Raw genomic sequence first — 25,796 nt, 5'->3', positions numbered from 1 at the left:
CTGTTACATGGATACGTCCCAGGATTTCACTTTTTCTTTGTGGGAAGTGATGTTAAGTTCATTTAAATTGATATAAAAATTCGTCAAGATCGCTCAATGGTTGTTAAGTATGCATTCTCTTTGTGGTAATAATATGCTGCTTTATCATATGACAACAATGAAGTCAGGTCTGTGTTGTGCTTTGCTATATCTAAATTGCCCATGCATATTGAAATACAATGTATCTTCTTTCATTATTTTTCGGGCCTGATTTATGTGCACCAAATTGAAGTACTTGGCATTGGTAATGATGAGTTTGAGTCCAGGTATGGCAACGGCCGATACGATTATCGATAATGTCCTTGGCTACACTCTGATTGGGACACAATTGCAGCAATTTCAAGCGCTGGCTTTTGATGATGCTGGCAAGATCATTGCAACAGGAAAATCAGCAGAATTGGCCGCCAGGCTCCCCATGGCCAAGCGTGTGGATGGTGGGGGTAAAACCTTATTGCCAGGCATGATCGATGCTCATGGTCATGTGCTTAGTTTGGGCGCGAGTCAGATGCAGCTGGGTTTGCGTGCCACCGCCAACCTGGCGGAAGCGCAAAAGACAATTGCTGACTACGCGCGCCGCTTCCCCTTGAATCAATGGATCATCGGTGGCGAATGGAATCAGGCTAACTGGAAGTTGGGTCGCTTTCCAACTGCGCAGGAAATTGATGCAGTGGTAAAAGATCGACCAGTCTGGCTATCAAGGGTAGATGGTCATGCCGGTTGGGCGAATAGCAAGGCTTTGCAGTTGGCAGGCATAACTGAAAATACACCAGATCCTAGCGGCGGAAAAATAGAAAAAGATGCTCACGGTAAGCCCACCGGTATACTCATTGATGCGGCCATGAGTCTGGTTAGCAAGGTAGTGCCGCCAGCATCGAATGCTGAGCAGAGAACTGCCCTGGATCTGGCCTTGTTGGAATTAGCAAAGGTCGGTGTCACCAGTGTGCACGATGCTGGCGTTTCAGAATCTGCCGATAAATTGTTCCGTGAATATGCAGACAAGGGCAAGTTGACGACACGCATCTATGGCATGTTACGTGGCACCGATGGCTATTTCGACAAGGTCTCACTGCAAGGCCCTTTACTGACGTATGGACAAGATTTTTATTCTCTGCGTGCAGTCAAACTGTTTGCTGATGGTGCGCTAGGCAGTCGTGGCGCGGCCTTGATGGCACCGTATTCAGATGCGCCACATACCCATGGCCTGCTGTTCAAAACTACAGATGAGATGCACACCATGATAGAAAAAGCTGCCAGCAAGGGCTATCAGGTGAATGTGCATGCGATAGGCGATGCCGGTAACCACCAGATGTTGGACGGCTTTGCCCGCTTGCCAGCGACATCTGCCAACTTGCGCCATCGCATAGAGCATGCGCAAGTCGTGGCGCTGGATGATATTCCGCGTTTCAAACAACTGGGGATCTTGCCCTCCATGCAGCCGACTCATGCGACTTCAGATATGAATATGGCTGAAGACAGGGTAGGGGCAGAGCGTATCAAGGGGGCTTACGCCTGGCGCAGTTTCTTGCAGCAGGGTTCACGCATCGCCTGTGGCTCAGACTTCCCGATAGAATCTCCCAATCCATTCTGGGGTGTCCATGCAGCGGTCACCCGTCAGGATATGGCAGGCAAACCTGCGCAGGGCTGGTATGTCAATCAAGCAATGACTGTGCAGGAAGCCTTGCGTTGCTTTACCCTTGATGCTGCCTATGCTGCACATCAAGAAAATACTCTGGGTACACTGGAGGCGGGCAAGTGGGCAGACTTTATCCTCATTGACCAGGATATGCTGAATATGCCCGCCAAGGATATTTACAAGATCAAGGTCTTGCAAACCTGGGTAGCAGGCAAGCAGGTTTATTCAGCCACTAGATAAACCCGGCTTTTATGATGATTGCAGTGCGGTTTATGCCGCCTGCAGTTGCAATTGCTTTTCCTGTATAGGCAAATGTACCAATGCCGCAGCCACTGCGAGGGTGATATCGATATACCAGAGCACATTGAAATTGCCATTTGCCTCCAGCACCTTGCCACCCAGCCAGACACCCAGGAAACCACCTAGTTGATGTGTCAGCATGACGATGCCAAACAGGCTGGCCATATTTGCAGGTCCAAAGAACTTCGCTACCAGACCAGCTGTCGGTGGCACGGTGGACAGGAAGGTCAGGCCCATCACGGCAGCAAACACCAGTACGACAGCGCCAGTTTTAGGCGCCAGCAAAAACAGGATGACGGCCAGTGCGCGTGTCGCGTACAACAAGGACAGCAGCGATTTCATGCGCCATTTGCCGACTGCCCAACCCATGGAGATGCTGCCTATAATATTGAACAACCCCAGCATGGCCAGCGCCCAGCCGCCAAATTCTGCGGGCAAGCCGCACAGGCTGATTATGCCGGGTAAATGGGTGGCCAGAAAAGCCACATGGAAGCCGCATACAAAAAAGCCTGCGGCCAGCATCAGGTAGCTGGGATTTTTCAGGGCAATAGCGATCGCTTTGGAAGTGCTGACAGGCGCTTGCCCTGCAATGACAGCTTGCACAGGTTTGCCACGTAACAGATAAGCAGCGGGCAGGGCCAGCAACACCAGTATGCCCATGATCTGCATGGCATTATTCCAGCCATACAAACCCATGAGCGTGATGGCGATTGGTGCCATCAGGAACTGACCAAAAGAGCCACCAGCATTCACGATACCAGTTGCAATACCGCGCTTTTCTGCCGGGATCATGCGGGTAGCAGTTGCCATCAACACCGCAGGCCCCGCCATGCCAGCACCGCCTGCTGCCAGCATACCTATGGCAAAGATCAGGCCTGCCGTGGTCGTCATCAGTGGCGTGATGAAAGTACCCAGCGCCACCAAAACAATACTAGCGCACAAGACACGGCCAGCCCCCATTTTGTCGGCAAAGGCGCCAGCGAATGGCTGTGTCAGACCCCACCACAATTGCCCAAAGGCGAAAGCCAGGCTGATATTGCCTACGCCCAGGCCAGTGGCAGTATTCATGGGACTTAAAAACAGCCCCATGCTTTGCCGCACCCCCATGGTCAGGGCAAAAGTGCCAGCTGTACCCAGCAGCACCAGCCAGATAGCTGGATATTTGTTCAATAGATTGTTCTTGGTATCCATATTGTTTTCCGTGAATGAAGGGGCGGATATGATTTTAAATGATGATCATCATTATTATATATATTACGTTTATAATATATAATGTCAAGAGAATTTATTGATGGAGTAGTTTCATGAAAGTCAGCAGAGAGCAGGCAAATGAAAATCGCCAGCGCATCCTTGATGTGGCCTCACAGCTATTCCGGGAGCGCGGCTATGACGGCGTCAGCGTGGTCGATCTGATGAAAGGCGCTGGCCTGACCCATGGCGGCTTTTATGGAAACTTTTCTTCCAAAGAAGACCTGATTGCGCAAACCTGCGCACTTAGCCTGGGTCGCTCAGCAGAGCGCTGGAAGAAGTGGCAGGCAGAATCTCCAGACACTGCCTTGTCACGTATTGCCAATGATTACCTATCTCCTGCACACAGGGACAAGCCAGGCAGGGGTTGTGCCCTTGCTGCTCTGGGATCAGACATGGCCAGGCAAAACGAGATAGTGCGCAAAGCTGCCGACAAAGGCGCGCATGACCTGATGGCTGTCCTGGTGGACTTGCTGCCTGGTGAAACGAAAGAGAAAAGAGAAGACAAGGCCATGCTGGCTTTGGCCAGCATGGTGGGCGCGGTGGTGCTGGCGCGAGTGGCGGAAGATGAAGAATTCTCCCGACGCATTCTTGGTGCGGTCGCGACAGCACTTGAAACTACGGGGGACTAAATGCCTATAGTAGGTGTTGCAAAGCAGGCTGCTGCAAATCAGAATGACTTGCAACAGCTCGCCGAAACTCTAGCCGCCCATGCAAAAGGCATTCAATTTATTGCCATCCAGGTCGCGGAAATAAGCAGCGTAAAAGCCGCTGTCACCCCTCGGTCCTGGCGCACCTTCATCTTTACCACCGAGTTCCAGAGCCTTGTTATGCAGGGCTTGAACCTGTTCTTTGGTTTTGACGACGAGAGCCGCCATGCTGCCATTGCCTACAGTCGCCGCTTCGCCATTGAACGGCGTGATAATGCCTAGCGCGGGATGTTTGGGGCTGACTCCCCAGGCGACAAAACCTTCTGATTCCATCGTACGTTTGGCACCGATTTCTGCCAGCAGCGCATCGTAAAAAGCGGCGGCACGCTTGACATCATTGGTGCCCAGGGTAATGTAGCCTATCATCATTGTCTCCTTTATGTGTGGGTGATGAGTTGGCTATTTTGCCATGGTTTATTAAGCTATTGCTATTCTTCATTCCTGTGCAAATCAAACTGCAATGCCGCCAGTTTCGCATAGACTCCACCTTGCTCTACCAGCGAAGAGTGGGTGCCAGTTTCCACGATGCGTCCATGTTCCATGACGATGATGCGGTTGGCGCGCTGTACGGTTGCCAGCCTGTGCGCAATGATCAGGGTCGTGCGGCCTTGCATTGCCACTTCCAGTGCGCCTTGCACCAGGCGTTCTGACTCTGCATCCAGTGCGCTGGTGGCTTCATCCAATAGCAATAGCGGCGGGTTTTTCAGCAGGGCACGGGCAATCGCTATCCTTTGTTTTTGCCCGCCAGACAGGCGCACACCGCGTTCACCCAGGAAGGATTGATAGCTTTCTGGCAGTCTTTCTATAAACTCATGCGCGGCAGCCATTTTCGCTGCCGCTATTACTTCTACATCGCTGGCATCGGCGCGACCATAGCGTATATTCTCAAGGGCATTGGCTGAGAAGATAACGGTATCTTGCGGCACCACGCCAATTGCGCCGCGCAATTCATGCAGATTCAGTTCGCGGATATTGATACCGTCGAGAGTGATCCTGCCTTGCTGAGGATCATAAAAACGCAACAACATCTGGAACAGCGTCGTCTTGCCCGCACCGGAAGAACCAACGATGGCGACAGTTTCGCCAGGTTGTATTTCCAGGTTCAGATTCAACAAGGCTGCAGTATTGGGGCGCGAAGGATAGTGAAATTCCAAGCCTTGCAATGAAAGTGCCGCACCTCTGGGATCATGCTCTGCACGGGTAGGTAAACTCAGTGCTTTTACTGGATTTTGTATCGGTGACTTAACTTCGATCAATTCCAGCAAACGCTCGGTCGCGCCTGCTGCACGCTGGGCATCACCCATGACTTCAGAGAGTGCGCCAACTGCACCCGCCACGATAGACGCATACAAAATAAACTGACCCAGCTCACCACCGCTCATGCGACCTTGCATGACTGCATGCGCGCCCAGCCACAATACAAATACAATGGCACCGAAGATCAGTAAGATAGCCATGACTGTCAGCAGTGAGCGAGCACGTATGCGGCGCATGGCAGTTTTGAACGCTCCTTCCACCGTACCAGAGAAACGCTGGGCTTCTATATTTTCATGGGTGAAGGCTTGCACGGTTGGCATGGCGTTCAGTATTTCACCTGCAATTGCTGATGCATCAGCAATGCGGTCTTGTGAATCACGCGACAGCGTGCGTACACGCCGACCAAACAGGATGATGGGTAAAACCACCACCGCCAGCATGACGATGATGATGGATGATAGTTTGGGGCTGGTGATGAACAACATCACCAGACCACCAAGAAACAGCAAAAAATTACGCAAAGCCATGGAGATGCTGGTGCCCACCACGGTTTGTATCAGCGTGGTGTCCGTCGTCAGGCGCGACAGTACTTCACCGGTTTGCGTGGTTTCAAAAAATTCCGGGCTTTGCGTGACCACATGCGAATACACGGCATTGCGTATATCTGCCGTCACTCGCTCCCCCAGCCATGACACCATGTAAAACCTGGCTGCAGTGGCTATGCCCAGCACACAAGCCACACCAAACAGGGCGATGAAGGTCAGATCTACATGCTTGATGCTGTGATCACCCCCACCAAAACCCAGGTCTATCATCTGGCGAAAAGCATAAGGTATGGCCAATGTGGCACCTGCCGCCACCAGCAAAGCGATACCAGCCAATACAAATTGTGTCTTATAAGGCCTGAGGAAGGGGAGCAGTCCTTTCAGGGTTTGCAAGCTACTGCGCTGAGAAATTTCAGTGGCAGGAGAAGGCGAGGGGATTGGGTTGGTCATGCGCAGTCCAGAATAGTGGGCAAGCGTGGGCTAAGCAAATAGCAAAAGGTATAGATGATGATATGTGAGCCAAAATCAATAGTCTACATGGCTCTTTAAAAGAGTAAATTATTGATAATATTTGAACTTGCAAAGATCTTTCGCGCGATTCTTTATACTGAGTGTAGAATCTGACACTATCTCAAGTTGAAAGCTAACCAATGAAACGCCTGCTGAAATGGTGTCTGATTTTACTGAGCGCTTTGCTACTGATCGCCATTGTCGCAGCCACTGTCCATTTGTTTGGTAAGCGTGTGCAGCGTTCAGGTAACCAGGTGCTGACAGGCTTGCAAGCCGAAGTGACGGTGCAATATGACGAGCGTGGCGTGCCGCATATAGAAGCAAAAAATGAAGCAGACCTGTATCGTGCCCTCGGTTATGTACATGCACAGGACAGGCTGTTTCAAATGGAAATGGTGCGTCGCCTGGCCAATGGTGAGTTGGCTGAAATTCTTGGCCCAAAACTGCTGGATACCGACCGCCTGTTCCGTACTCTGGGTTTGCGCAAACATGCGTCTGATTATGCAGCCAGACTCGATAAAAATTCTGCCGCAGTCAAAGCCCTGGATGCCTATCTCGATGGCATCAATCAATATCAGGCCGGGCATGCCTCGCCGCTGGAATTTGAATTGCTGGGCATACCCAAGCGCCCATTTACTGCAGAAGATACGGTCGCTGTATCCGGTTACATGGCCTACAGCTTCGCTGCGGCCTTCCGTTCCGAACCAGTATTGACACAAATACGCGACAAACTAGGCGCAGATTATTTGCGCATTTTTGATTTTACCTGGTATCCCGAAGGCGTCATCAAGCCCTTGCAATTGAGCGCAACAGACTGGGATAGGATGAATCGTATCGCAACGACCAGCCAGCAAGTCATGGAAGAGTTTGGCCTGCCACAGTTTGAGGGTAGTAATGCCTGGGTGGTGGCTGGCAAAAATGCCGCCAGTGGCAAACCCTTGCTGGCGGGTGATCCGCACATCGCTTACTCGGCACCAGCAGTCTGGTATGAGGCGCATCTCAAAATGCCAGGCTTTGAATTATATGGCCATCACCAGGCACTCAATCCATTTGCTCTGTTGGGTCATAACCAGCATTTTGGCTGGACCCTGACCATGTTCCAGAATGACGATGTTGATTTTATTGCTGAAAAAATCAACCCACAAAATCCCAATCAAGTCTGGGTCAAAGGGCAATGGGTGGATTTACAAAATCGCGAAGAAATCCTCAAGGTCAAAGGAGCGGAAGCAGTTAAATTACAATTGCGAACATCCCCTCGTGGCCCCATCATCAGCGATGCCTTCCGGCTAACCTGGGGCGAAGATCAGACCGCCAAGCCCATCGCCATGTGGTGGGCATTTCTGGAAACTGAAAATCCTGTGCTTGACGCTTTTTATGAATTGAATCGTGCCAGCACAATAGATGTTGCGGCCAATGCCGCCAGCAAAATCCATGCACCGGGTTTGAATGTGCTCTGGGCAAATGCGCAAGGCGATATCGCCTGGTGGGCAGCGGCCAAACTGGTCAGACGGCCGACGAATGTGAACCCGGCCTTCATCCTTGATGGCGGCACGGCAGAAGCTGACAAGCCGGGCTTTACTGATTTTTCCGATAACCCTCATGAAGTTAATCCAGCACGTGGCTTTATCGTCTCTGCTAATCAGCAGCCTTTGCCATCAGCAGATTTTGCCATTCCCGGTTACTACAATCTGCACGAACGCGCACGCAGACTGGAGGCCTTGTTGTCGCAACCCGGCATCAAGTGGGACACAAAAAACAGCCAGGCTTTGCAGCTCGATAGCAAGACCGATTATGCCGCACAGGTTTTGCCGTCCATATTGCCCACCCTGCGCAAGCAAGTAGCTGATGCGGACGGCAAACGCCTGCTGGAGCAACTGGAAAAATGGGATGGCAGTTACCAGGCGAATAGCATAGCGCCCACCATCTTCAGCCAATTGCTGTATCAGATCATCTATGCGGCGATGGCAGATGACGTGGGGGAAGTGCAGTTTAAAAACCTCTTGCGCACACGCGCACTGGACTTTGCTTTGCCACGCCTGCTGGCTGATGCAAAATCACCCTGGTGGGATAATCGCTCAACAGCACCGATGGAAACTCGCGACGATATCCTAATACTGGCATGGCGCGACAGTATCGCCCATTTGCAAAATACCTTTGGTAATGACAGCAAGCAATGGGCCTGGGGCAAGGCGCATACGCTGACGCACAAGCATCCGCTATCTCAAAAAAAGCCGCTGAACAAAATATTCAATATCGGCCCGTTTGAAGTAGCTGGTGCGCGTGAAGTACCAAATAATTTGGCAGCGGCAATCGGACCGGCTCCATGGGATGTGGTGTACGGGCCATCGACGCGACGTTTGATCGATTTTGCAGATGCCTCGAAAGCTTTAGGCATCAATCCGGTGGGGCAGAGTGGGGTTTTGTTTGATGCTCACTACAATGATCAGGCCGCAGGATTTGCGGCTGGGACATATGTGCCACAGCATTTGAGTGTCAACGATGTTGCGGGCAACGCGAAGAGTGTGTTGGTGTTAAGGGCTAAATAATTGTCATTGCTTAAAATTAAGTCGTAGCACATGCATCCGAAACGGCGATGAGTACAATGTTGGGACCGTAAATTTTATGTTCGTAATACTTTGATGTTCTGTCTGCATATCATCTAAAGTCTATACTTGCCTGAGTGAAGTTGCAATGTGGTGCGGCTGTTTGCCTACCTTTCCGGTGGGGAGTGGCGATGTATTCTCGCTGCTTTGTTCAATGCGACGCATCAGCCAGAATTTGTTTGGTGAAGACAGTATGGAGTTGGGTATTGCCGGAAGGCATGTTCGTTTGCCAGAAGTATCTCGAAGTAAGGATGTCTGGCCTTTATCCTTCACAAGATGCCGCCAAATCTTGCGTGCAAAATCAGGCTGCTATCCTGTCTATGCTCTGGATCTAATACCTGATTCAACAAATCTTCTGCAGGCTTAAAGCAGGCCCGATACAAATCGCGACAAAGGCGATATGCTTCGTCACCCAGCCAAGCTTCGGGGCGCAGGCTGGTTGGCAGGTTAGGATCGTGCAGTTGAGTACGGCGAAAGCTGTGTATTAGCAGGCTGCGTATGACAAAAGCCGCAGGTTCTGGAAGGTACTGCCCTTGCACCAGGCTCTTTAGTGGCGAGAATTCTGCAATAAAATTCTTGTAGGCGATATTCACTTCATCCAGTTGCCAGTGGCTGGAAATTAATGATGGCAACGGGCGGGCATCTGGTAAATCCAGGTCGCTGGCGCGGCATACCGTGCATAATCCGGCGTATCCATTGCGTCCAAGCACATTTTGCAAGGCAGCGGTATCTGCCTGCGGATGGGCAAATACACCAGCATTGATCATGCGGAAACCTTCCCACAGCAGTTCTTTTTTCAGGCTGGCTTTGTTGCTGCTGGAGTTGTCGTCACCACTCATGATAACCAGCGTCCAGTAGTGATCCCATTTGCCCGTTTGTGGCACATATACGCGCTTGTAGGCATGCTGGAACCTGGCATAGCTGGCCGTTGCCAGTTGATAATTACTGCGCCGGCCATCCCGTCTGGATTCCAGCCAGCCTTCTTCGGCCAGTCTGAACACGCTGGTGCGTACTAATCTGTCATTAATACCAAAATGACTCATTAATGAGATTAAACTACCTAGCCATATCGTACCGCCATGCGGGGCAATGGCATCTCCAAATACCGTCATTACCAGTGACTTTGCCCTTGGGGGATTATTGGTGAGTTGCTGGTCTATCCAGGCTTGGATGGCAGTGCTGGTCTGCATGCGGCTTATTTATGTGTGAGTATTGGTAGTTGTCTAGATTTTACCTATGGTGAGGCTCATAAGGGGTATATCCCTCAAAAATTAAAATGATACAAAAAAACTTCAACATCAATAAAAACTGTATCATATAATTGTTTGAGGCAGATCAATCTTCCATGTTCGCATCCTCAGGATGCCAAGGAGTGTTTCATGTATGCACAATTAGTCGAGACCGGCTTGAGCAAGTTCAAAACTGCAGAAGAGTTGAGTGATGCCGAGCGTGCTTTTCAGGCACGTATTGATGCTGGTATCCGTATTGAAGCCAAAGACTGGATGCCGGATGCCTACAGAAAAACCCTGATCAGGCAAATCTCTCAACATGCGCATTCCGAAATCGTTGGTCAACTGCCCGAAGGAAATTGGGTCACCCGCGCACCTACCTTAAAACGCAAAGCCATCTTGCTGGCCAAGATTCAGGATGAAGCTGGACATGGCCTGTATCTTTACAGCGCTGCCGAAACCCTGGGTGTGTCACGCGATGATCTGCTGGCAGATCTACATTCTGGTAAAGCAAAATATTCTAGCATCTTCAATTATCCGACCCTGAGTTGGGCTGATATGGGGGCGATAGGTTGGCTAGTTGATGGTTCCGCCATCATCAACCAGATACCTTTGTGTCGCTGCTCTTACGGCCCGTATTCACGCGCCATGATACGTGTTTGCAAGGAAGAATCCTTCCATGCGCGCCAGGGTTACGACATCATGATGACGCTTTGCCGAGGCACAGCAGAGCAAAAAGCCATGGCGCAAGATGCATTGAACCGCTATTGGTGGCCGGCGCTGATGATGTTTGGTCCGTCAGATGCGGCATCAGTGAATAGCGCGCAATCTGCGCAATGGCGTATCAAGCTTTTTTCCAATGATGAATTGCGCCAGCGCATGGTGGATCAGACTGTGCCGCAGATTGAATACCTGGGTCTGCAACTGCCTGATCCCGCCATTAAATGGAATGAAGAACGCGGCCATTATGATTTCGGTGAAATCAACTGGGATGAGTTTTACCAGGTCTTGAAAGGCAACGGCCCCTGTAACCGTGAACGCCTGCGTACCCGTGTCAAAGCCTATGACGACGGCGCATGGTTTCGTGATGCGCTACAGGCACACGCAGACAAGCAGCAAGAAAATAAAAAAAGCGCATAAAAAAGTAAGTACGAGAGCAGGAGACATATCATGAGTAAAGAATGGCCCTTGTGGGAAGTATTCATCCGCAGCCAGCACGGTCTGGCACACAAGCATGTGGGTAGTCTGCATGCACCTGATGCAGAAATGGCGATCAACCACGCGCGTGACGTATACACACGTCGCAATGAAGGCGTCAGTATCTGGGTGGCAAGGGCTGGCGATATTTTTGCCAGCAGCCCTGGCGATAAGGAAGCCCTGTTTGAACCATCGAACAGCAAGGTATACCGCCATCCGACCTTCTTCCCCATACCGGATGAAGTCAAAAATCTGTAATTGAACCCTGTCTATACTTGATGGCCAACTAATTTCCGGAGAATTGAGATGTCAGAGGATATGCTGAATCACAAATTCGATTATGTTTTGCGTCTGGCAGATAATGTCATGGTACTCAGCCAGCGCCTGTCGCAATGGTGCGGCAAGGGACCAGCGCTGGAAGAAGATATGGCGTTGACCAATGTGGCACTGGATTTGATAGGTCAGGCACGACTTTGGTATTCCTACGCGGCTGAACTTGAAGGCAAGGGACGTACCGAAGACGACCTGGCTTTTTTGCGTGACGCCCACGACTTTCATAATTTCTTATTGCTCGAACAGCTAAATGGAACTTATGCCGATACCCTGATGCGGCAATTCTTGTTTGACACCGGGCATTACCATTATCTGCAAGCCCTGAAACAATCCACTGATCAGCAGATTGCTGCCATTGCAGAAAAATCCCTGAAAGAAGTTACTTACCATTTGCGTCGCAGCAGCGACCTGGTGGTACGTCTTGGTGATGGAACCGAATTGAGCCGGAAAATGATGCAGACGGCACTGGAAGAGTTGTGGCCTTTCACTGGCGAAATGTTCATGGATGATGAAGTTGATGTCGCCATGCAGGCTGCAGGTTTCGCCCCTTTGCCTTCAGCCTTGAAAGCCGCTTGGGATACCCATGTGGCCGACGTCATGCATGCCGCCACTTTGCGTCTGCCTGACGCCAATAGCTGGATGCAAAAAGGGGGCAAGCAAGGCGTGCACACTGAGCACATGGGTTACCTGCTGGCAGAAATGCAGTTCTTGCAGCGTGCCTATCCGGGGGCGCAATGGTAGTCTCGGCAACAGTGGGTCCACCTGCGAGTACGGATCAGATATGGCACTGGCTGGGTGAGGTCAGTGACCCTGAAATTCCAGTTATTTCCGTGACGGACCTCGGCATTATCCGTGCAGTGGAATGGCAGGGGGACGAGTGCGTGATCACGATTACCCCCACTTACTCTGGCTGCCCGGCCATGGATGTGATTGCTGAAGAGATAACCAAGGTGTTACATTCACATGGTATCAACCTGCCCAGCATAGTGTATCAATTGTCACCCGCCTGGAGTACCGACTGGATGACAGAAGCTGGCAAGCAAAAACTCAGTGGCTATGGCATAGCACCGCCGCAGCAACAGGTAGTGGATATATCATCCATACGGCGTTATCGCGAATTACAGCCAGCCATCGTTTGCCCTCAGTGCGGCTCGGTCGATACACAACTGGTCAGCCAGTTTGGATCAACTGCCTGCAAGGCGTTGTATAAATGTCGGGCTTGCCTGGAACCTTTTGATTACTTCAAACCGCATTGAGCGAATAATAAAAATAAAAGGAGACGACAATACATGAGCAAATTTTACCCGCTGACAGTCAGCCAGATACGGCCAGAAACCCGTGATGCAGTGGTATTGAGTTTTGCTGTGCCCGCCGATTTGCAAGCGCAGTTTGCTTACCGCGAAGGGCAACATCTGACCTTGCGCGCAAAGATTGCAGGCGAAGATGTGAGGCGCTCGTACTCGATTTGTTCGGCCGTGCAGGATGGGCAATTGCGGGTAGCAATCAAGCGCGTGCAAGGTGGCGCATTTTCCAACTGGGTGCATGACAGCTTGCGCCCAGGTATGGATGTCGAAGTCATGCCTGCCATGGGCCACTTCAATTTGCCGCTGGCTGCTGAGCATGAAAAGCACTATCTGGCATTTGCCGCTGGCAGTGGCATCACGCCTTTGCTGTCCATCATTAAGACTACGCTGCAGACAGAGCCGCACAGCAAATTCACTTTGGTGTATGGCAATCGCGCTTCATCAACGGTGATGTTCAAGGAAGAACTGGCAGCGCTGAAAGACAGCTATCTGCAACGCCTGAACCTGATTTACATCATGAGTCGCGAACAGCAGGATATAGACTTGTTCAATGGCCGCATCACCGCTGAAAAATGTCTCAACCTGTTTGATCAATGGGTACGCATAGAAGACATGGATGCCGCCTTCATCTGCGGGCCGGAAGAAATGATGCATGCCGTCAGTACCGCCTTACAACAGCGTGGCATGTCCAAGGAGCAGATCAAGGTCGAGTTGTTTGCTGCCAGCATACCGGCGCACCGGCATGTCGCCAGCGCCAAGCCTTTGCTGGGTAAGTCATCTTGTGCAGTGACGATAATCATGGATGGACACCACACCCATTTCGACATGGAAAAAGATAAGGAATCGGTACTGGATGCGGCCCTGAAACTGGGGCATGATATGCGCTATTCCTGCAAGGGCGGTGTGTGCTCTACCTGTCGTTCCAAAGTTGTGGAGGGCAAGGTCGATATGGACAGGAACTACGCTCTGGAAGATTACGAAGTGGCACGCGGATTCGTGCTGACCTGCCAGAGCTTTCCGGTCAGCGACACGCTGACCCTGGATTTTGATAGCGAGAATTGAATGGACTATTCCCACATCCTTTTTCACATCGGTGACGGCATTGCCCACCTGACTCTGAACCGGCCGGAAAAACTTAATAGTTTCAATGTCGCCATGCATCTGGAAATACAGGATGCACTAGAAAAATTGCGGTCTGATGCTTCGGTGCGGGTCATGGTTTTGACCGGTGCCGGGCGCGGCTTTTGTGCCGGTCAGGATTTATCTGATCGTGCCGTGAAAGAAGGCAATGCGGCCGACGATGCGCCACCTGACCTGGGAGCATCCGTAGAAAAATACTATGCACCGTTGGTGATGGCCTTGCGTGCCTTGCCCATCCCTGTCATTTGTGCAGTGAATGGTGTTGCCGCAGGTGCTGGTGCCAATCTGCCGCTGGCCTGCGACATCGTGTTGGCAGCACGTTCTGCCAGTTTTGTTGAGGTCTTTTGCAAGCTGGGTTTGATACCTGATACTGGCGGCACTTATTTCCTGCCACGCGCACTGGGGACTGCCAGAGCGATGGGCGCAGCCATGCTGGGTGGCAAAATCAGCGCTGACCAAGCAGAGCAATGGGGCCTGATCTGGAAATGCGTAGATGATGATCAGTTGCAGACGGAAGCCATGGCTATGGCCACACATTTTGCATCTGCACCTACCAAGGGTCTGGCCTTCACCAAACAGGCAATCTACGCCAGCCCACAGCATAGTCTGGAAGAGCAACTGACACTGGAAACAAATATGATGCGTGAGTTGGGACAAAGCGAAGATTATCGTGAAGGTGTGGCAGCCTTTGTTGAAAAGCGTCCACCAAAATTTGTTGGCAGGTAAATTGACTCACTAAAGGAAAGCGTCGATGAGTGCAGAAACCAGGCAAGTTGCCAAAGACAGTCAGCACATGGCAGAACTCACTGCCGCCGCCATGTTCGCCAGCGATTCCGTAACACGTGGGCTGGATATGCAGATAGCTCAAGTGGCAGAAGGTACTGCCACACTCAGCATGTTAATTAAACCCAATATGCTGAATGGACACAAGACTTGTCACGGCGGTTATCTGTTCACACTTGCCGACAGTGCTTTTGCCTTTGCCTGCAATAGCCGTAATCACGTGACAGTGGCTGCCGGTTGCAGTATAGAATTTCTGTCACCAGGGCGCGAAGGCGACGTCATTACCGCCACTGCTACAGAACAATCTCTGACTGGCCGCACCGGTATCTACGATGCACGTCTGACTAATCAGCATGGACAGATAATCGCGTTGTTTCGCGGCAAGTCGCATAGGCTGAATGCAGAAGTGGTGCCCGGTCTGGTATTACAAGAAAACGCAGTTTCAAACGAGCTTGTGCATAGCCATCCATCATAGAGACCATTATCAGGATAAGTGAGCAGGAGACAAAAACATGGCAGACAACACAGACAAAAAAATAGCAACGGGCCTGGATGCAATAGAAACGGCAAGCAAGGATGAGCTTCAAGCTCTGCAATTGCAGCGCTTGAAATGGACCCTGCAGCACGTGTATAACAACGTCCAGCATTACCGCAGCAGTTTTGATGAGGCGGGCGTACATCCTGATGATTTGAAAACTCTGGCTGACCTGGCGAAATTCCCTTTCACTGGCAAGAAGGATTTGCGCGACAACTATCCTTTCGGCATGTTTGCTGTGCCACGTGAAAAAGTAGTCAGGGTGCATGCCTCCAGTGGTACCACGGGCAAACCGACGGTGGTTGGTTATACGCAAAAAGACATTGATAATTGGGCAGACCTGGTGGCTCGTTCGATACGTGCTGCTGGTGGCCGTGCCGGAGATATCGTGCAAGTCTCTTACGGTTATGGGCTGTTCACTGGTGGCCTGGGTGCGCATTACGGTGCTGAGCGACTGGGTTGTACTGTCATCCCCATGTCTGGTGGGCAGACAGAAAAACAGGTGCAACTGATACAGGATTTTCAGCCATCCATCATCATGGTCACGCCTTCTTATATGCTCAATATCATAGAAGAAATGACTCGCCAGGGTATAGATGCCGCCAACACCTCCTTGCGTATAGGCATCTTCGGTGCCGAGCCGTGGACCGATGCCATGCGCAATGAAATCGAAACGCGTGCCGGTATTGATGCAGTAGATATCTATGGCTTGTCAGAAGTCATGGGGCCGGGTGTCGCCAGCGAATGCATAGAAAGCAAGGATGGTCCAGTCATCTGGGAAGATCATTTTTATCCAGAAATCATCAATCCCGATACTGGCGAAGTCTTGCCAGATGGCGAAGAGGGGGAGCTGGTATTCACCTCGCTGAGCAAGGAAGCTTTTCCTGTCATACGCTATCGTACCCGTGACCTGACGCGTTTGCTGCCACCGACTTCACGCTCCATGCGCCGCATGGGTAAAATCACAGGTCGCTCTGACGATATGCTCATCATTCGTGGTGTGAATTTGTTCCCGACACAGGTTGAAGAGCAGATACTCAAGCACCCGCAACTGGCACCGCAATATCAACTGGTGGTGACGCGTGAAGGTCATATGGACAAGCTTGATATCGTGGCTGAACTGCGGCCCGAAGTGTCGGGAACTTTGTCAGAACAGGATGTGAAGCAATTACATCTGCAGCTTGAGCATCACATAAAAACCTTTATTGGTGTCAGTTGCCATGTCAACATATTGCCAGCCAACAGCATAGAGCGCACCATGGTTGGCAAGGCCAGGCGTGTGGTGGACAATCGTAAAAAGGCTTGAGTAAGCCAGTCAAAAAATAAGAGACAAGGGAAAGAAAATGGAAGCATGGATATGCGACGCTGTCAGAACCCCATTCGCCCGTTACGGCGGTGCCATGGCTGGCATACGTACTGATGATCTGGCAGCCTTGCCGATCAGGGCATTGATGGAACGTAATGCTGGTGTCGACTGGAAAATGGTAGATGATGTGTACTACGGTTGCGCTAACCAGGCCGGTGAAGATAACCGCAATGTAGGCCGGATGGCAGCATTGCTGGCTGGTTTGCCAGTGGATGTGCCAGCCAATACCATCAACCGCCTGTGTGGTTCCAGTCTGGATGCCATAGGTATAGGCGGGCGTGCGATCAAGTCGGGTGAAGCCTCACTGATCATTGCTGGCGGGGTAGAGAGCATGACGCGCGCTCCCTTTGTCATGGCCAAGGCCGACAGCGCTTTTTCACGTGCGGCAAAGATAGAAGATACAACGATAGGCTGGCGTTTTGTAAATGCCTTGATGAAGGCAAAATACGGTATCGATTCCATGCCGGAAACCGCAGAAAACGTTGCCGAACAATTTGGCATTAACCGCGCTGACCAGGATGCCTTTGCTGTGCGCAGCCAGCAACGCTGGGCGGCGGCCAACGCTGCCGGTTTTTTTGCCGGAGAAATCGTCCCCGTCAGCATCCCGCAAAAGAAGGGTGAAGCCATTTTGTTCACAACCGATGAACATCCACGGCCCGATACCGACATTGCCATGCTGTCCCGCCTGAAAGGTGTGGTCAAACCAGATGGCACAGTCACTGCCGGCAATGCATCCGGCGTCAATGACGGTGCATGCGCTTTATTGCTGGCGTCAGACGCTGCGGTAAAACAGCATGGCTTGACACCACGTGCACGTATCGTCGGCATGGCCACGGCTGGCCTGGCACCACGCATCATGGGTTTTGGCCCATCACCGGCAACACGTAAACTGCTGGCGCAAACTGGGCTGAGTCTGGCGCAGATGGATGTTATAGAACTTAATGAAGCGTTTGCGGCACAAGGCCTGGCAGTCACACGTAATCTTGGTCTGGCGGATGATGCAGCGCATGTCAATCCGAACGGCGGCGCGATAGCGATAGGTCATCCATTGGGCGCATCCGGCGCACGTCTGGTGACAACAGCACTGAACCAGCTGGAGCGCATCAATGGCCGCTATGCACTGTGCACCATGTGTATAGGTGTGGGGCAAGGCATTGCGCTGATCATAGAACGCGCTTAAAGATAAGGACGCGGCATGACTATATATGCAATCGATGGACTGATACCTGTCGTACACCCTAGTGCCTATGTACATCCCAGCGCCACACTGATAGGTGACGTGATCGTCGGACCTGGCTGTTATATCGGCCCGTCTGCCAGCTTGCGTGGCGACTTTGGCCGCATTGTTCTGGAGGAAGGCGCGAATGTGCAGGATACCTGTGTCATCCATGGTTTTCCTGATAGTGATACGGTTGTTGAACAGGATGGACATATCGGTCATGGCGCTGTGTTGCATGGCTGCCGTATAGGCAAGAATGCGATGGTGGGCATGAATGCTGTCGTCATGGACAAGGCAGTGATAGGTGAATCTTCGATTGTTGCTGCCATGTCGTTTGTCAAGGCTGGGATGGATGTGCCACCTTTCAGCCTGGTCATGGGTACACCAGCCCGCATAGCGCGTGCCTTACGTGATGAAGAAATCGCCTGGAAGACTGAAGGTACGGCGCAGTACCATGCACTGACACGGCGCTCACTCGCCAGCATGCAGGAAGTGGAAGCCCTGACAGCAGTCGAAGAAAACCGCCCGCGTATTGCGCTGGCGGCAGGCTTGCCAGCATATGGCACCAAGTCCTGATCTGAATATTTGAATATCTGAGAGAGTAGCTCATGAAAATTTTGCAAAGCTGGATAGCTGGTACGTGGACAGGTGCAGAGCCTCAACAAGTCCTGCATAGCGCGATTGATGGCAGCGCGATTTATGCCAGCCATGCCGAAACCCTGGACTTTGGCGCAGCGCTAACTTATGCAAGACAGGTCGGCCTGAAAAACTTGCTGGCACTGGACTTCCAGCAGCGCGCAGCCATCTTGCGCGCCCTGGCCAAATACCTGACTGAACACAAGGAAGAGCTTTACACCATTTCATCACACACCGGTGCAACGCGTAGCGATAGCTGGATAGATATAGAAGGCGGCGCAGGTACTGTTTTTGCCTACGCCAGCATAGGTACGAATGAATTCCCGTCCGGGAATGTGGTGCACGAAGGCCCTGCCATGCCATTGGGGAAACAGGGGCATTTTTCTGGCACCCACATCCTGGTGCCACGTCAGGGTGTCGCTGTGCATATCAATGCCTTCAATTTTCCAGTCTGGGGTTTGCTGGAAAAATTTGCACCCAGTTTTTTGGCTGGCATGCCATGCATCGTCAAACCGGCGACGGCGACCTCGTATCTGACCGAAGCACTGGCCAGGCGAATCCATGCCAGTGGCTTGCTACCCGAGGGCAGCTTGCAATTGATTATCGGTTCCACTGGCAATCTGCTTGATTTGCTGGAAGAAACCGATGTCGTCACCTTCACAGGTTCTGCTGCCACTGCGGCGCAACTGAAGGTGCATCCAAATATCGTGCGCCGTTCCATTCCCTTTAATGCCGAAGCTGATTCGCTGAATTGCGCGATACTCGGCCCGGATGTAGTCGCTGGTGATGACGAACTGGAACTGTATGTTAAGGAAGTGGTGCGTGAAATGACGGCTAAGGCTGGGCAAAAATGTACTGCCATACGCAGGGCCATGGTGCCCGCTGCACAACTGGATGTGGTGGCAGAAAAAATACGCGCGAGGCTGGAAAAAACCATCGTAGGTGACCCTCGGCTTGAAGGTGTGCGCATGGGGCCGCTGGCCAGTCGAGCGCAACAAAATGACGTACTCGCGAGTATCCAACAACTGTCAGCAGGCAATCAAATCATTTGTGGTGGTACTGTACCAGCGCAATTGCAGGGTGAGGGACTGGAGCAAGGGGCCTTCGTTTCGCCAACCCTGATTGTTTGCCGTCAACCTATGGAAAATTCAGCAGTTCACGAGATAGAAGCCTTTGGGCCAGTAACAACCTTGATGCCTTATCAGGACATGCAGGAAGCCCTGGCGCTGGCAGCAAAGGGCAACGGCAGCCTGGTGGCTACACTGGTCACCAAAGACCCGCACATCGCTGCCATGGCGATACCGCATATGGCGGCACGACATGGTCGTTTGATGATATTGAATGCTGAGTCAGCTCCAGAATCAACGGGTCATGGATCGCCCTTGCCACAATTGAAGCATGGCGGCCCTGGCCGCGCCGGTGGTGGCGAAGAACTGGGTGGCAGCCGCGCCGTCAGACATTATTTGCAAAGAGCCGCCGTGCAGGGTTCGCCCACCATGCTGGCAGCAGTGACTGCAGAGCATGTACGTGGTGCTGCCGTGCTGGAATCCGACATCCATCCTTTCCGCCGCTATTTTGAAGACCTTCAGATCGGTATGTCCTTGCTGACCCACAGACGCACTGTCAGTGAAGCGGATATCGTTGCCTTCGGCGGCTTGTCCGGTGATTTTTTCTACATGCATTTTGATGAGATCGCTGCAAAAGAAAGCCCTTTCGGCAAGCGTATTGCACATGGCTATTTCGTGCTGTCGGCGGCAGCCGGTTTATTTGTGTCTCCCGCGCCTGGTCCTGTCCTGGCTAACTATGGCCTTGATACCCTGCGTTTTATCAAGCCGGTAGGCATAGGCGACACCATCCGCGCACGCCTGACCTGCAAGCGCAAGATAGACAGACAGAAAAAAGATGCCAATGGCGTGGGGCAGGGTGTGGTGGCCTGGGATGTGGAAGTGACAAATCAGGAAAATGAGCTGGTGGCGTCGTATGATATTTTGACCCTGGTTGCCAAAAAGTAGGGATGAAAGCGTTGTACGGATTTGATGTTGTTGTCTAGAGTTTAATTTGTTTGTATTGTTGTATGCTAATTGACCCGTGCCTCTGGATAAGAAGTACGGGTTTTTATTCTGGCGACGCATTGTTTGTAAATATTGTTTAAAAGTAGTCAAAAGTAATGCCCGACCGATGGATAAACTTCAAATTTTCCAGTGATCTGATACTATTTCTTTAATACTGGAAATCTGAAAATAATTCAAACCCAACTCAGTTCATCCCATGGAAATGTTCGTTTCGAATGACGAAGTCAAGCAATGGGAATGCGAACTGCCTGGTTTGCAGGACATGGAATTATTGGCAGCGCGATTGCGCCTGGCCTGGCATTTGCGTCAGCGTGATACTGCTCGTGCGCTTTACCTGAGCGACGCTGCCGAGCAACTGCTGAATACTTTTTTCCCTGCTTATCTTGATACAAATTCGGGTACCGTAGAATTCAGGCTCATGCGCGCCAGGCTGGTACTGGTAAGAGCAGAGGCGGCATGGTTGTATGGTGAATTTGATAAGTCAGGGCAACTCTCTGAACTGGCATTGCGGCTTGCCGCAAACGGTGACACTGTTGAAGCGGCCACCACGATGGCAGATGCGCACTATTTACTCGCTTGTATAGGCTTGCAAAAAGGAGAGGTGCCCGCTGTCGAATCTGAAATCAGTCTGGCGATACATTTTGCCCGCCAGGCCGGGGATGGCATGCGAGAGATTGTGGCCGAATCCTTGCTGGCAAATCAACAGGCATTGCGCAATTTACCTCTGGCGCTGGAGTGTTGGGGCGCAATCCGCAATCCCCATAACGAGACCACTGATCCCGTTCTGCGCAGTTATATCAATGAATTTCTAATTTATACCTATTCACTGACCAGTGATTTTGGGCAGTCTGCTGCACGTGGCATACAGGTATTTGAATTCGCCAAAAACTATGGTCAAAAGCGCCGCATGATTAGTGTCGCCAGCAATATAGGGGATGCATTCAACAGCTTGAGCGATCACCAGTCAGCCTTGCAATGGATACAGGAAGGGCTGGATTTGGCCAGAGCAGCAGGCTGGCCCAACAGCATTGCCAGTTGTCTTATCCAAATGTCCGAGACCTTGCGCCGGCTAGGGCGGCTGGAAGCTGCCAAAGAGATGTTGGAAAATGCTTTGCCAATATTGGTGCACGTCGTTGGTTCGCGTTCGCATTTGCTGGCACTGCGCTATTTCGGGGATTTGTCCCTGGACATGGGGGATTATGCGACGGCACAGAAAAGTTTCCAAGAATTGATTTCCTGGGCGGATAAAAAGAATCACCTGGATTTTCGTATAGGTTCACGCCGTGGTTATGCCGATGCCTTGTCCATGCAGGGGCAAGCGAAGGCGGCATTGGATGCGGCGCTCGAAGCACTTGCTCTGGCACGGCAAAGCACGGATAGTTACCGGCACATCGAAGTTTTACGGGTACTTGCGGCGCTTTATATGCGCCACAGTTTGCCAGAGCCCGTAGAGATGCAGGCTCTCAGCGCAGCTTTGCACTACTTGCGACAGGCGTTCGATGTTGCCGGGAATATCAGTAACTTCAATGTGCCAGCGGAGTTGTACCAGGAAATTGCTGATGCCTATGCCGCTGCCCAGGACTTTCACCAGGCTTTTGAGTGTGCCAAGCTGGCCCTGGCGGCTCGTGAGAAAAATCATAACCGCGAAGCTGCCAATCGCTTGAATGCCATGCAGCTCAGCCAGCAGACTGAACGCATGAGGGCTGAAAGCGAACATCTGCGTCAATTGGCTGCGGCTGAAGCGCAGCGTGCCGAAGTCTTGCAACAAACCAGTGTCGTACTGGAAAAACTGGGCACCATAGGCCAGGAAATCACGGCCAGCCTGGATGCTCCCGATGTATTCAAAGCATTGAACCGGCATGTGCACGACTTATTACATGTGACAGCCTTAGTCATTTACTTGATGAATGACGATCAGCAAAGCATGACTTCTGCTTATGGTGTAGAAAACGGCATGCCTATAGAACCTGATACGGTCTATATGGCAAGTGCGGTCTCCAATTCGGTTCGATGTGTCCGGGAGCGCCGCGAAATCGCTATTGAACTCGCGTCCGAAGATGAATTATTGCTGACCTTGATACCTGGTACGGAAATGGTGCAGAGCATGCTGTTTGCGCCGCTGATCATCGGCGACCGCGTACTGGGCGCTATGACCATACAGTCGTCGCGCCAGCATGTGTATGGTGATAGGGAGAAGATGATTTTCCGTTCGCTCTGTGCCTATGGTGCGATTGCACTGGGAAATGCAGACGCCTATCTGCGTCTGCAAAAAACTCAGGAGCATTTACTGGCACAAGAAAAACTGGCTGCCCTGGGTTCCCTGGTAGCCGGTGTCGCGCACGAGCTCAATACCCCGATAGGCAATTGCCTGCTGGTAGCCAGTACCTTACAGGACGGTAGTCGCTACTTGAGTAGCAAGCTGGCGGGACAGAACCTGCGGCGCTCTGATCTGAATAATTTCTGTGAAGAAGTCAAAACTTCCTCAGAAATACTGATGCGTGGTTTAAGTAGTGCGGCGACCCTGGTCAGCAGTTTCAAGCAGGTGGCAGTTGACCGCACCTCAGAGCATAGACGCAGTTTTGACTTGCGCCAGGTTCTGCACGACATCATCGCGACCCTGAACATACGCATCACTCAGACGGGACATAGCGTGGAGCTGAATGTGCCGTACAATATTCATATGGATAGTTATCCTGGCTCTTTGGGGCAGGTAATCAGCAATCTGGTGGAAAATGCCATCCTGCATGCCTTTGACAAAAGGCAATCAGGGCAAATGAGTATCAATGCCTCACAAGTGGATGGGCAGCGGGTCTTGATTGTGTTCAGTGATAATGGTGTCGGCATACCCGAAGAAAATCAAAAGCGTATTTTTGATCCCTTTTTTACGACCAAGCTGGGGCAAGGGGGGAGTGGCCTGGGATTGAATATTTGCTACAACATTACTACTTCGATCTTGCATGGGCAGCTCAGTGTCAAAAGCAGCCTGGGGGCTGGCACCAGTTTCTATCTGAATTTACCTCTCATCGTATAAACTAGTCGTCCGGATTTATAAAACAATAAGAATTGCGGGAAACGGTATGCAAAAATCCAGATTGATATAAATAGCAATCGCTTGAATTTGATCCTTGTCAAGTGTCCTTTTTTTGTTGTGCTTACTTGAAAATCTGATCGAATTCACCTATTGTGCAATGCACCAATAATAACAAGGTACACAATTGGCTAATCAACACACAAAAAGCGGCCTGGCAGGCTTGACTCTGGCTGCTGTCGGTATCGTCTACGGCGATATAGGTACTAGTCCTCTTTACACGATGAAAGAGGTATTTTCCAAGCAGCATGGACTTCCCCTGACTGAGGCGAATATTTTCGGTATCGTCTCTTTAATCGTATGGGGACTCATCATCATCGTCTCCCTCAAATACGTTACCCTGGTTCTCAGAGCAGACAATCGTGGTGAAGGCGGTATCATGGCCCTGACTGCACTCGCGCTGGAGTCGGTCAGCAAAAATTCACGCTTGTATTTCCCTTTGACTGTATTAGGCTTGTTCGGCGCATCCCTGTTTTATGGCGATGGCGTGATTACCCCGGCCATGTCGGTATTGTCGGCAATGGAGGGGATAGAAGTTGCTACCCCCAGTTTTAAACCTATGGTTGTTCCGATTACCCTGATCGTATTGATTTGCTTGTATGCAGTGCAAAGAAAAGGCACCGCTGGCATAGGTAAATTATTTGGCCCGATTATGATATTGTGGTTCAGCGTGCTGGCCATCATGGGCCTGTATAACATCCTGCGCATGCCAGCTATATTGGGCGCATTCAATCCCTGGCATGCTCTGGTATTTTTGAATGAACATCGCTGGGTTGCTTTCATTGCGCTCGGTGCTGTTGTGCTGGCCTTTACCGGGTCAGAGGCATTGTATGCTGACATGGGGCACTTTGGTTCCAAGCCTATACGTTCAGCCTGGTTCTTTATTGTCTTCCCATCGCTGACGCTAAATTACTTGGGGCAGGGTGCTTTGCTGGTCATGAATCCGGCTGCGGTAGAAAATCCATTTTATAATCAATTGGGGGCTTGGAGTATCTATCCTCTGGTTATCCTGTCTACTACTGCAGCGGTGATTGCCTCGCAGTCGACTATATCTGGCACTTTCTCCATGACCAAGCAGGCAATTTCTCTTGGATTTTTGCCGCGCATGGAAATCGTTCATACCTCATCCAAAGAAATTGGTCAGATTTATATCCCTGTAGTTAACTGGGTGCAGCTGGCTGTCGTTGTTGGTGCGGTAATCGGTTTTGGCTCGTCATCGAATCTGGCATCGGCTTATGGTATTGCCAATACCGGTACCATGCTGGTGACCTCGATGCTGACCTTCTTTGTCATTCGTTATGGCTGGAAATACAATATTTATCTTTGTATTCTCGCTACGGGCTTTTTTCTGACAATTGATGTGACGCTTTTCTCGGCGAACGCATTGAAATTCTTCCATGGTGGCTATTTCCCTATCCTCCTTGGCCTGGTGATCTTTACTGTTATGCTGACCTGGAAGCGTGGCCGTGAACTGGTGTTTGATAATCTGAAAAAGCATGCGATTCCCCTTGAAGACTTCCTCGCTTCGCTTTTCGTATCACCTCCTGTACGCGTTGCTGGCACTGCGGTGTTCCTGCGTGGCGAAGCAGATGGCGTGCCACATGCACTCTTGCATAATCTTTCGCATAACAAGATTTTGCACGAGCGTGTGATTTTCCTGACCTTGCATAACCGTGAGATTCCCTGGGTGCCTTTCTCGGAGAGAATCAAGGTGACGGATATGGGGAACGCCTGTTATCAGATTGATGTTTATTATGGCTTCAAGAATGAGCCAGATATTCCGAATGCACTTGCCTTGTGCGCACCATATGGCTTGACGTTTGAACCCATGGAGACTTCTTACTTTATCTCCCGGCAAACAATCATTTCCACCCCAGGTAGCGGCATGGCAGCATGGCGTGAAAGTATTTTTGTCGCCATGTCGCGCATCGCCCGTGATGCAGCGGACTTTTATCAAATCCCTAGCAATCGGGTCATTGAGGTGGGTTCGCAAGTGGAAATCTAAAAACTTGGCACAGGTGCTTATCAAATCAAAATGCCTGTGCTATA

General features: G+C 51.2%; 20 protein-coding genes. 16 read left to right on the top strand and 4 right to left on the bottom strand.

Annotated features, from left to right (window positions below; all coding sequences use genetic code 11):
• Positions 1-289: 289 nt before the first annotated feature.
• Positions 290-1,912: an amidohydrolase gene (locus H8L47_RS20950; RefSeq protein WP_230413844.1), complete on the top strand. Its 1,623-nt coding sequence runs from the start codon at positions 290-292 to the stop codon at positions 1,910-1,912.
• A 30-nt stretch (positions 1,913-1,942) separates the two neighbouring features.
• Here H8L47_RS20950 and H8L47_RS20945 read toward each other — a convergent pair whose 3' ends face one another.
• Positions 1,943-3,163 carry an MFS transporter gene (locus H8L47_RS20945; protein WP_186955535.1) on the bottom strand — a complete coding sequence of 407 codons (1,221 nt, stop codon included), beginning with the start codon at positions 3,161-3,163 and terminating at the stop codon, positions 1,943-1,945.
• A 113-nt stretch (positions 3,164-3,276) separates the two neighbouring features.
• On the opposite strand from H8L47_RS20945, the gene H8L47_RS20940 reads away from it, so the two are divergent.
• Complete coding sequence (locus tag H8L47_RS20940; protein ID WP_186955534.1) at positions 3,277-3,852, top strand: TetR/AcrR family transcriptional regulator; 576 nt, start codon at positions 3,277-3,279, stop codon at positions 3,850-3,852.
• 69 nt (positions 3,853-3,921) lie between these two features.
• Here H8L47_RS20940 and H8L47_RS20935 read toward each other — a convergent pair whose 3' ends face one another.
• Together H8L47_RS20935 and H8L47_RS20930 are read right to left on the bottom strand one after the other, a co-directional pair.
• On the bottom strand, positions 3,922-4,296 hold the full coding sequence (locus H8L47_RS20935; RefSeq protein ID WP_186955533.1) for a VOC family protein: 375 nt from the start codon (positions 4,294-4,296) through the stop codon (positions 3,922-3,924).
• A gap of 62 nt (positions 4,297-4,358) precedes the next feature.
• Positions 4,359-6,182 carry an ABC transporter transmembrane domain-containing protein gene (locus H8L47_RS20930; RefSeq protein WP_186955532.1) on the bottom strand — a complete coding sequence of 608 codons (1,824 nt, stop codon included), beginning with the start codon at positions 6,180-6,182 and terminating at the stop codon, positions 4,359-4,361.
• 200 nt (positions 6,183-6,382) lie between these two features.
• Here H8L47_RS20930 and H8L47_RS20925 point away from each other — a divergent pair, with 200 nt between their 5' ends.
• A complete protein-coding gene (locus H8L47_RS20925; protein ID WP_186955531.1) occupies positions 6,383-8,788 on the top strand; it encodes a penicillin acylase family protein in 2,406 nt (801 codons plus the stop codon).
• Positions 8,789-9,114: 326 nt separating this feature from the next.
• Here the strand turns inward: H8L47_RS20925 and paaX are convergent, their stop codons facing one another.
• A complete protein-coding gene (gene paaX / locus H8L47_RS20920; RefSeq protein ID WP_186955530.1) occupies positions 9,115-10,035 on the bottom strand; it encodes a phenylacetic acid degradation operon negative regulatory protein PaaX in 921 nt (306 codons plus the stop codon).
• A 189-nt stretch (positions 10,036-10,224) separates the two neighbouring features.
• On the opposite strand from paaX, the gene paaA reads away from it, so the two are divergent.
• The 13 genes from paaA to H8L47_RS20855 all read left to right on the top strand — a co-directional run bounded on the left by paaA (position 10,225) and on the right by H8L47_RS20855 (position 25,752).
• A complete protein-coding gene (paaA, locus tag H8L47_RS20915; RefSeq protein ID WP_186955529.1) occupies positions 10,225-11,214 on the top strand; it encodes a 1,2-phenylacetyl-CoA epoxidase subunit PaaA in 990 nt (329 codons plus the stop codon).
• 30 nt (positions 11,215-11,244) lie between these two features.
• Positions 11,245-11,529, top strand: coding sequence for a 1,2-phenylacetyl-CoA epoxidase subunit PaaB (paaB, locus tag H8L47_RS20910; RefSeq protein ID WP_186955528.1), 285 nt, complete (start codon positions 11,245-11,247; stop codon positions 11,527-11,529).
• A 48-nt stretch (positions 11,530-11,577) separates the two neighbouring features.
• Entirely contained in the window at positions 11,578-12,345 is a 768-nt protein-coding gene (gene paaC / locus H8L47_RS20905) for a 1,2-phenylacetyl-CoA epoxidase subunit PaaC (RefSeq protein WP_408057728.1), read from the top strand.
• Positions 12,339-12,860 (top strand): 1,2-phenylacetyl-CoA epoxidase subunit PaaD, encoded by a 522-nt coding sequence (paaD, locus tag H8L47_RS20900; RefSeq protein WP_186955527.1) that lies wholly within the window; start codon positions 12,339-12,341, stop codon positions 12,858-12,860. Before paaC ends, paaD begins: the two co-directional genes overlap by 7 nt.
• Before the next feature lie 33 nt (positions 12,861-12,893).
• Positions 12,894-13,970, top strand: a complete 1,077-nt coding sequence (gene paaE / locus H8L47_RS20895; RefSeq protein ID WP_186955526.1) for a 1,2-phenylacetyl-CoA epoxidase subunit PaaE — start codon at positions 12,894-12,896, stop codon at positions 13,968-13,970.
• The gene (gene paaG / locus H8L47_RS20890; RefSeq protein ID WP_186955525.1) at positions 13,971-14,774 is read left to right on the top strand and encodes a 2-(1,2-epoxy-1,2-dihydrophenyl)acetyl-CoA isomerase PaaG; all 804 of its coding nucleotides are present in this window, start codon (positions 13,971-13,973) and stop codon (positions 14,772-14,774) included.
• Positions 14,775-14,799: 25 nt separating this feature from the next.
• Positions 14,800-15,306, top strand: a complete 507-nt coding sequence (gene paaI / locus H8L47_RS20885; RefSeq protein WP_186955524.1) for a hydroxyphenylacetyl-CoA thioesterase PaaI — start codon at positions 14,800-14,802, stop codon at positions 15,304-15,306.
• A gap of 37 nt (positions 15,307-15,343) precedes the next feature.
• On the top strand, positions 15,344-16,672 hold the full coding sequence (paaK, locus tag H8L47_RS20880) for a phenylacetate--CoA ligase PaaK (protein ID WP_186955523.1): 1,329 nt from the start codon (positions 15,344-15,346) through the stop codon (positions 16,670-16,672).
• Between the two features lie 37 nt (positions 16,673-16,709).
• On the top strand, positions 16,710-17,912 hold the full coding sequence (gene pcaF, locus H8L47_RS20875; RefSeq protein ID WP_186955522.1) for a 3-oxoadipyl-CoA thiolase: 1,203 nt from the start codon (positions 16,710-16,712) through the stop codon (positions 17,910-17,912).
• 15 nt (positions 17,913-17,927) lie between these two features.
• Positions 17,928-18,527, top strand: a complete 600-nt coding sequence (locus H8L47_RS20870) for a phenylacetic acid degradation protein PaaY (RefSeq protein WP_186955521.1) — start codon at positions 17,928-17,930, stop codon at positions 18,525-18,527.
• A gap of 32 nt (positions 18,528-18,559) precedes the next feature.
• Entirely contained in the window at positions 18,560-20,599 is a 2,040-nt protein-coding gene (gene paaZ, locus H8L47_RS20865) for a phenylacetic acid degradation bifunctional protein PaaZ (protein WP_186955520.1), read from the top strand.
• A gap of 256 nt (positions 20,600-20,855) precedes the next feature.
• Positions 20,856-23,690: a tetratricopeptide repeat-containing sensor histidine kinase gene (locus H8L47_RS20860; RefSeq protein WP_186955519.1), complete on the top strand. Its 2,835-nt coding sequence runs from the start codon at positions 20,856-20,858 to the stop codon at positions 23,688-23,690.
• Between the two features lie 184 nt (positions 23,691-23,874).
• Positions 23,875-25,752 (top strand): potassium transporter Kup, encoded by a 1,878-nt coding sequence (locus tag H8L47_RS20855; protein ID WP_186955518.1) that lies wholly within the window; start codon positions 23,875-23,877, stop codon positions 25,750-25,752.
• Positions 25,753-25,796: the final 44 nt, after the last annotated feature.

It is taken from the genome of Undibacterium umbellatum (assembly GCF_014284125.1).
GTDB classification, from domain to species: domain Bacteria; phylum Pseudomonadota; class Gammaproteobacteria; order Burkholderiales; family Burkholderiaceae_D; genus Undibacterium; species Undibacterium umbellatum.
This window is presented reverse-complemented; position numbering and strand designations above follow the sequence as displayed.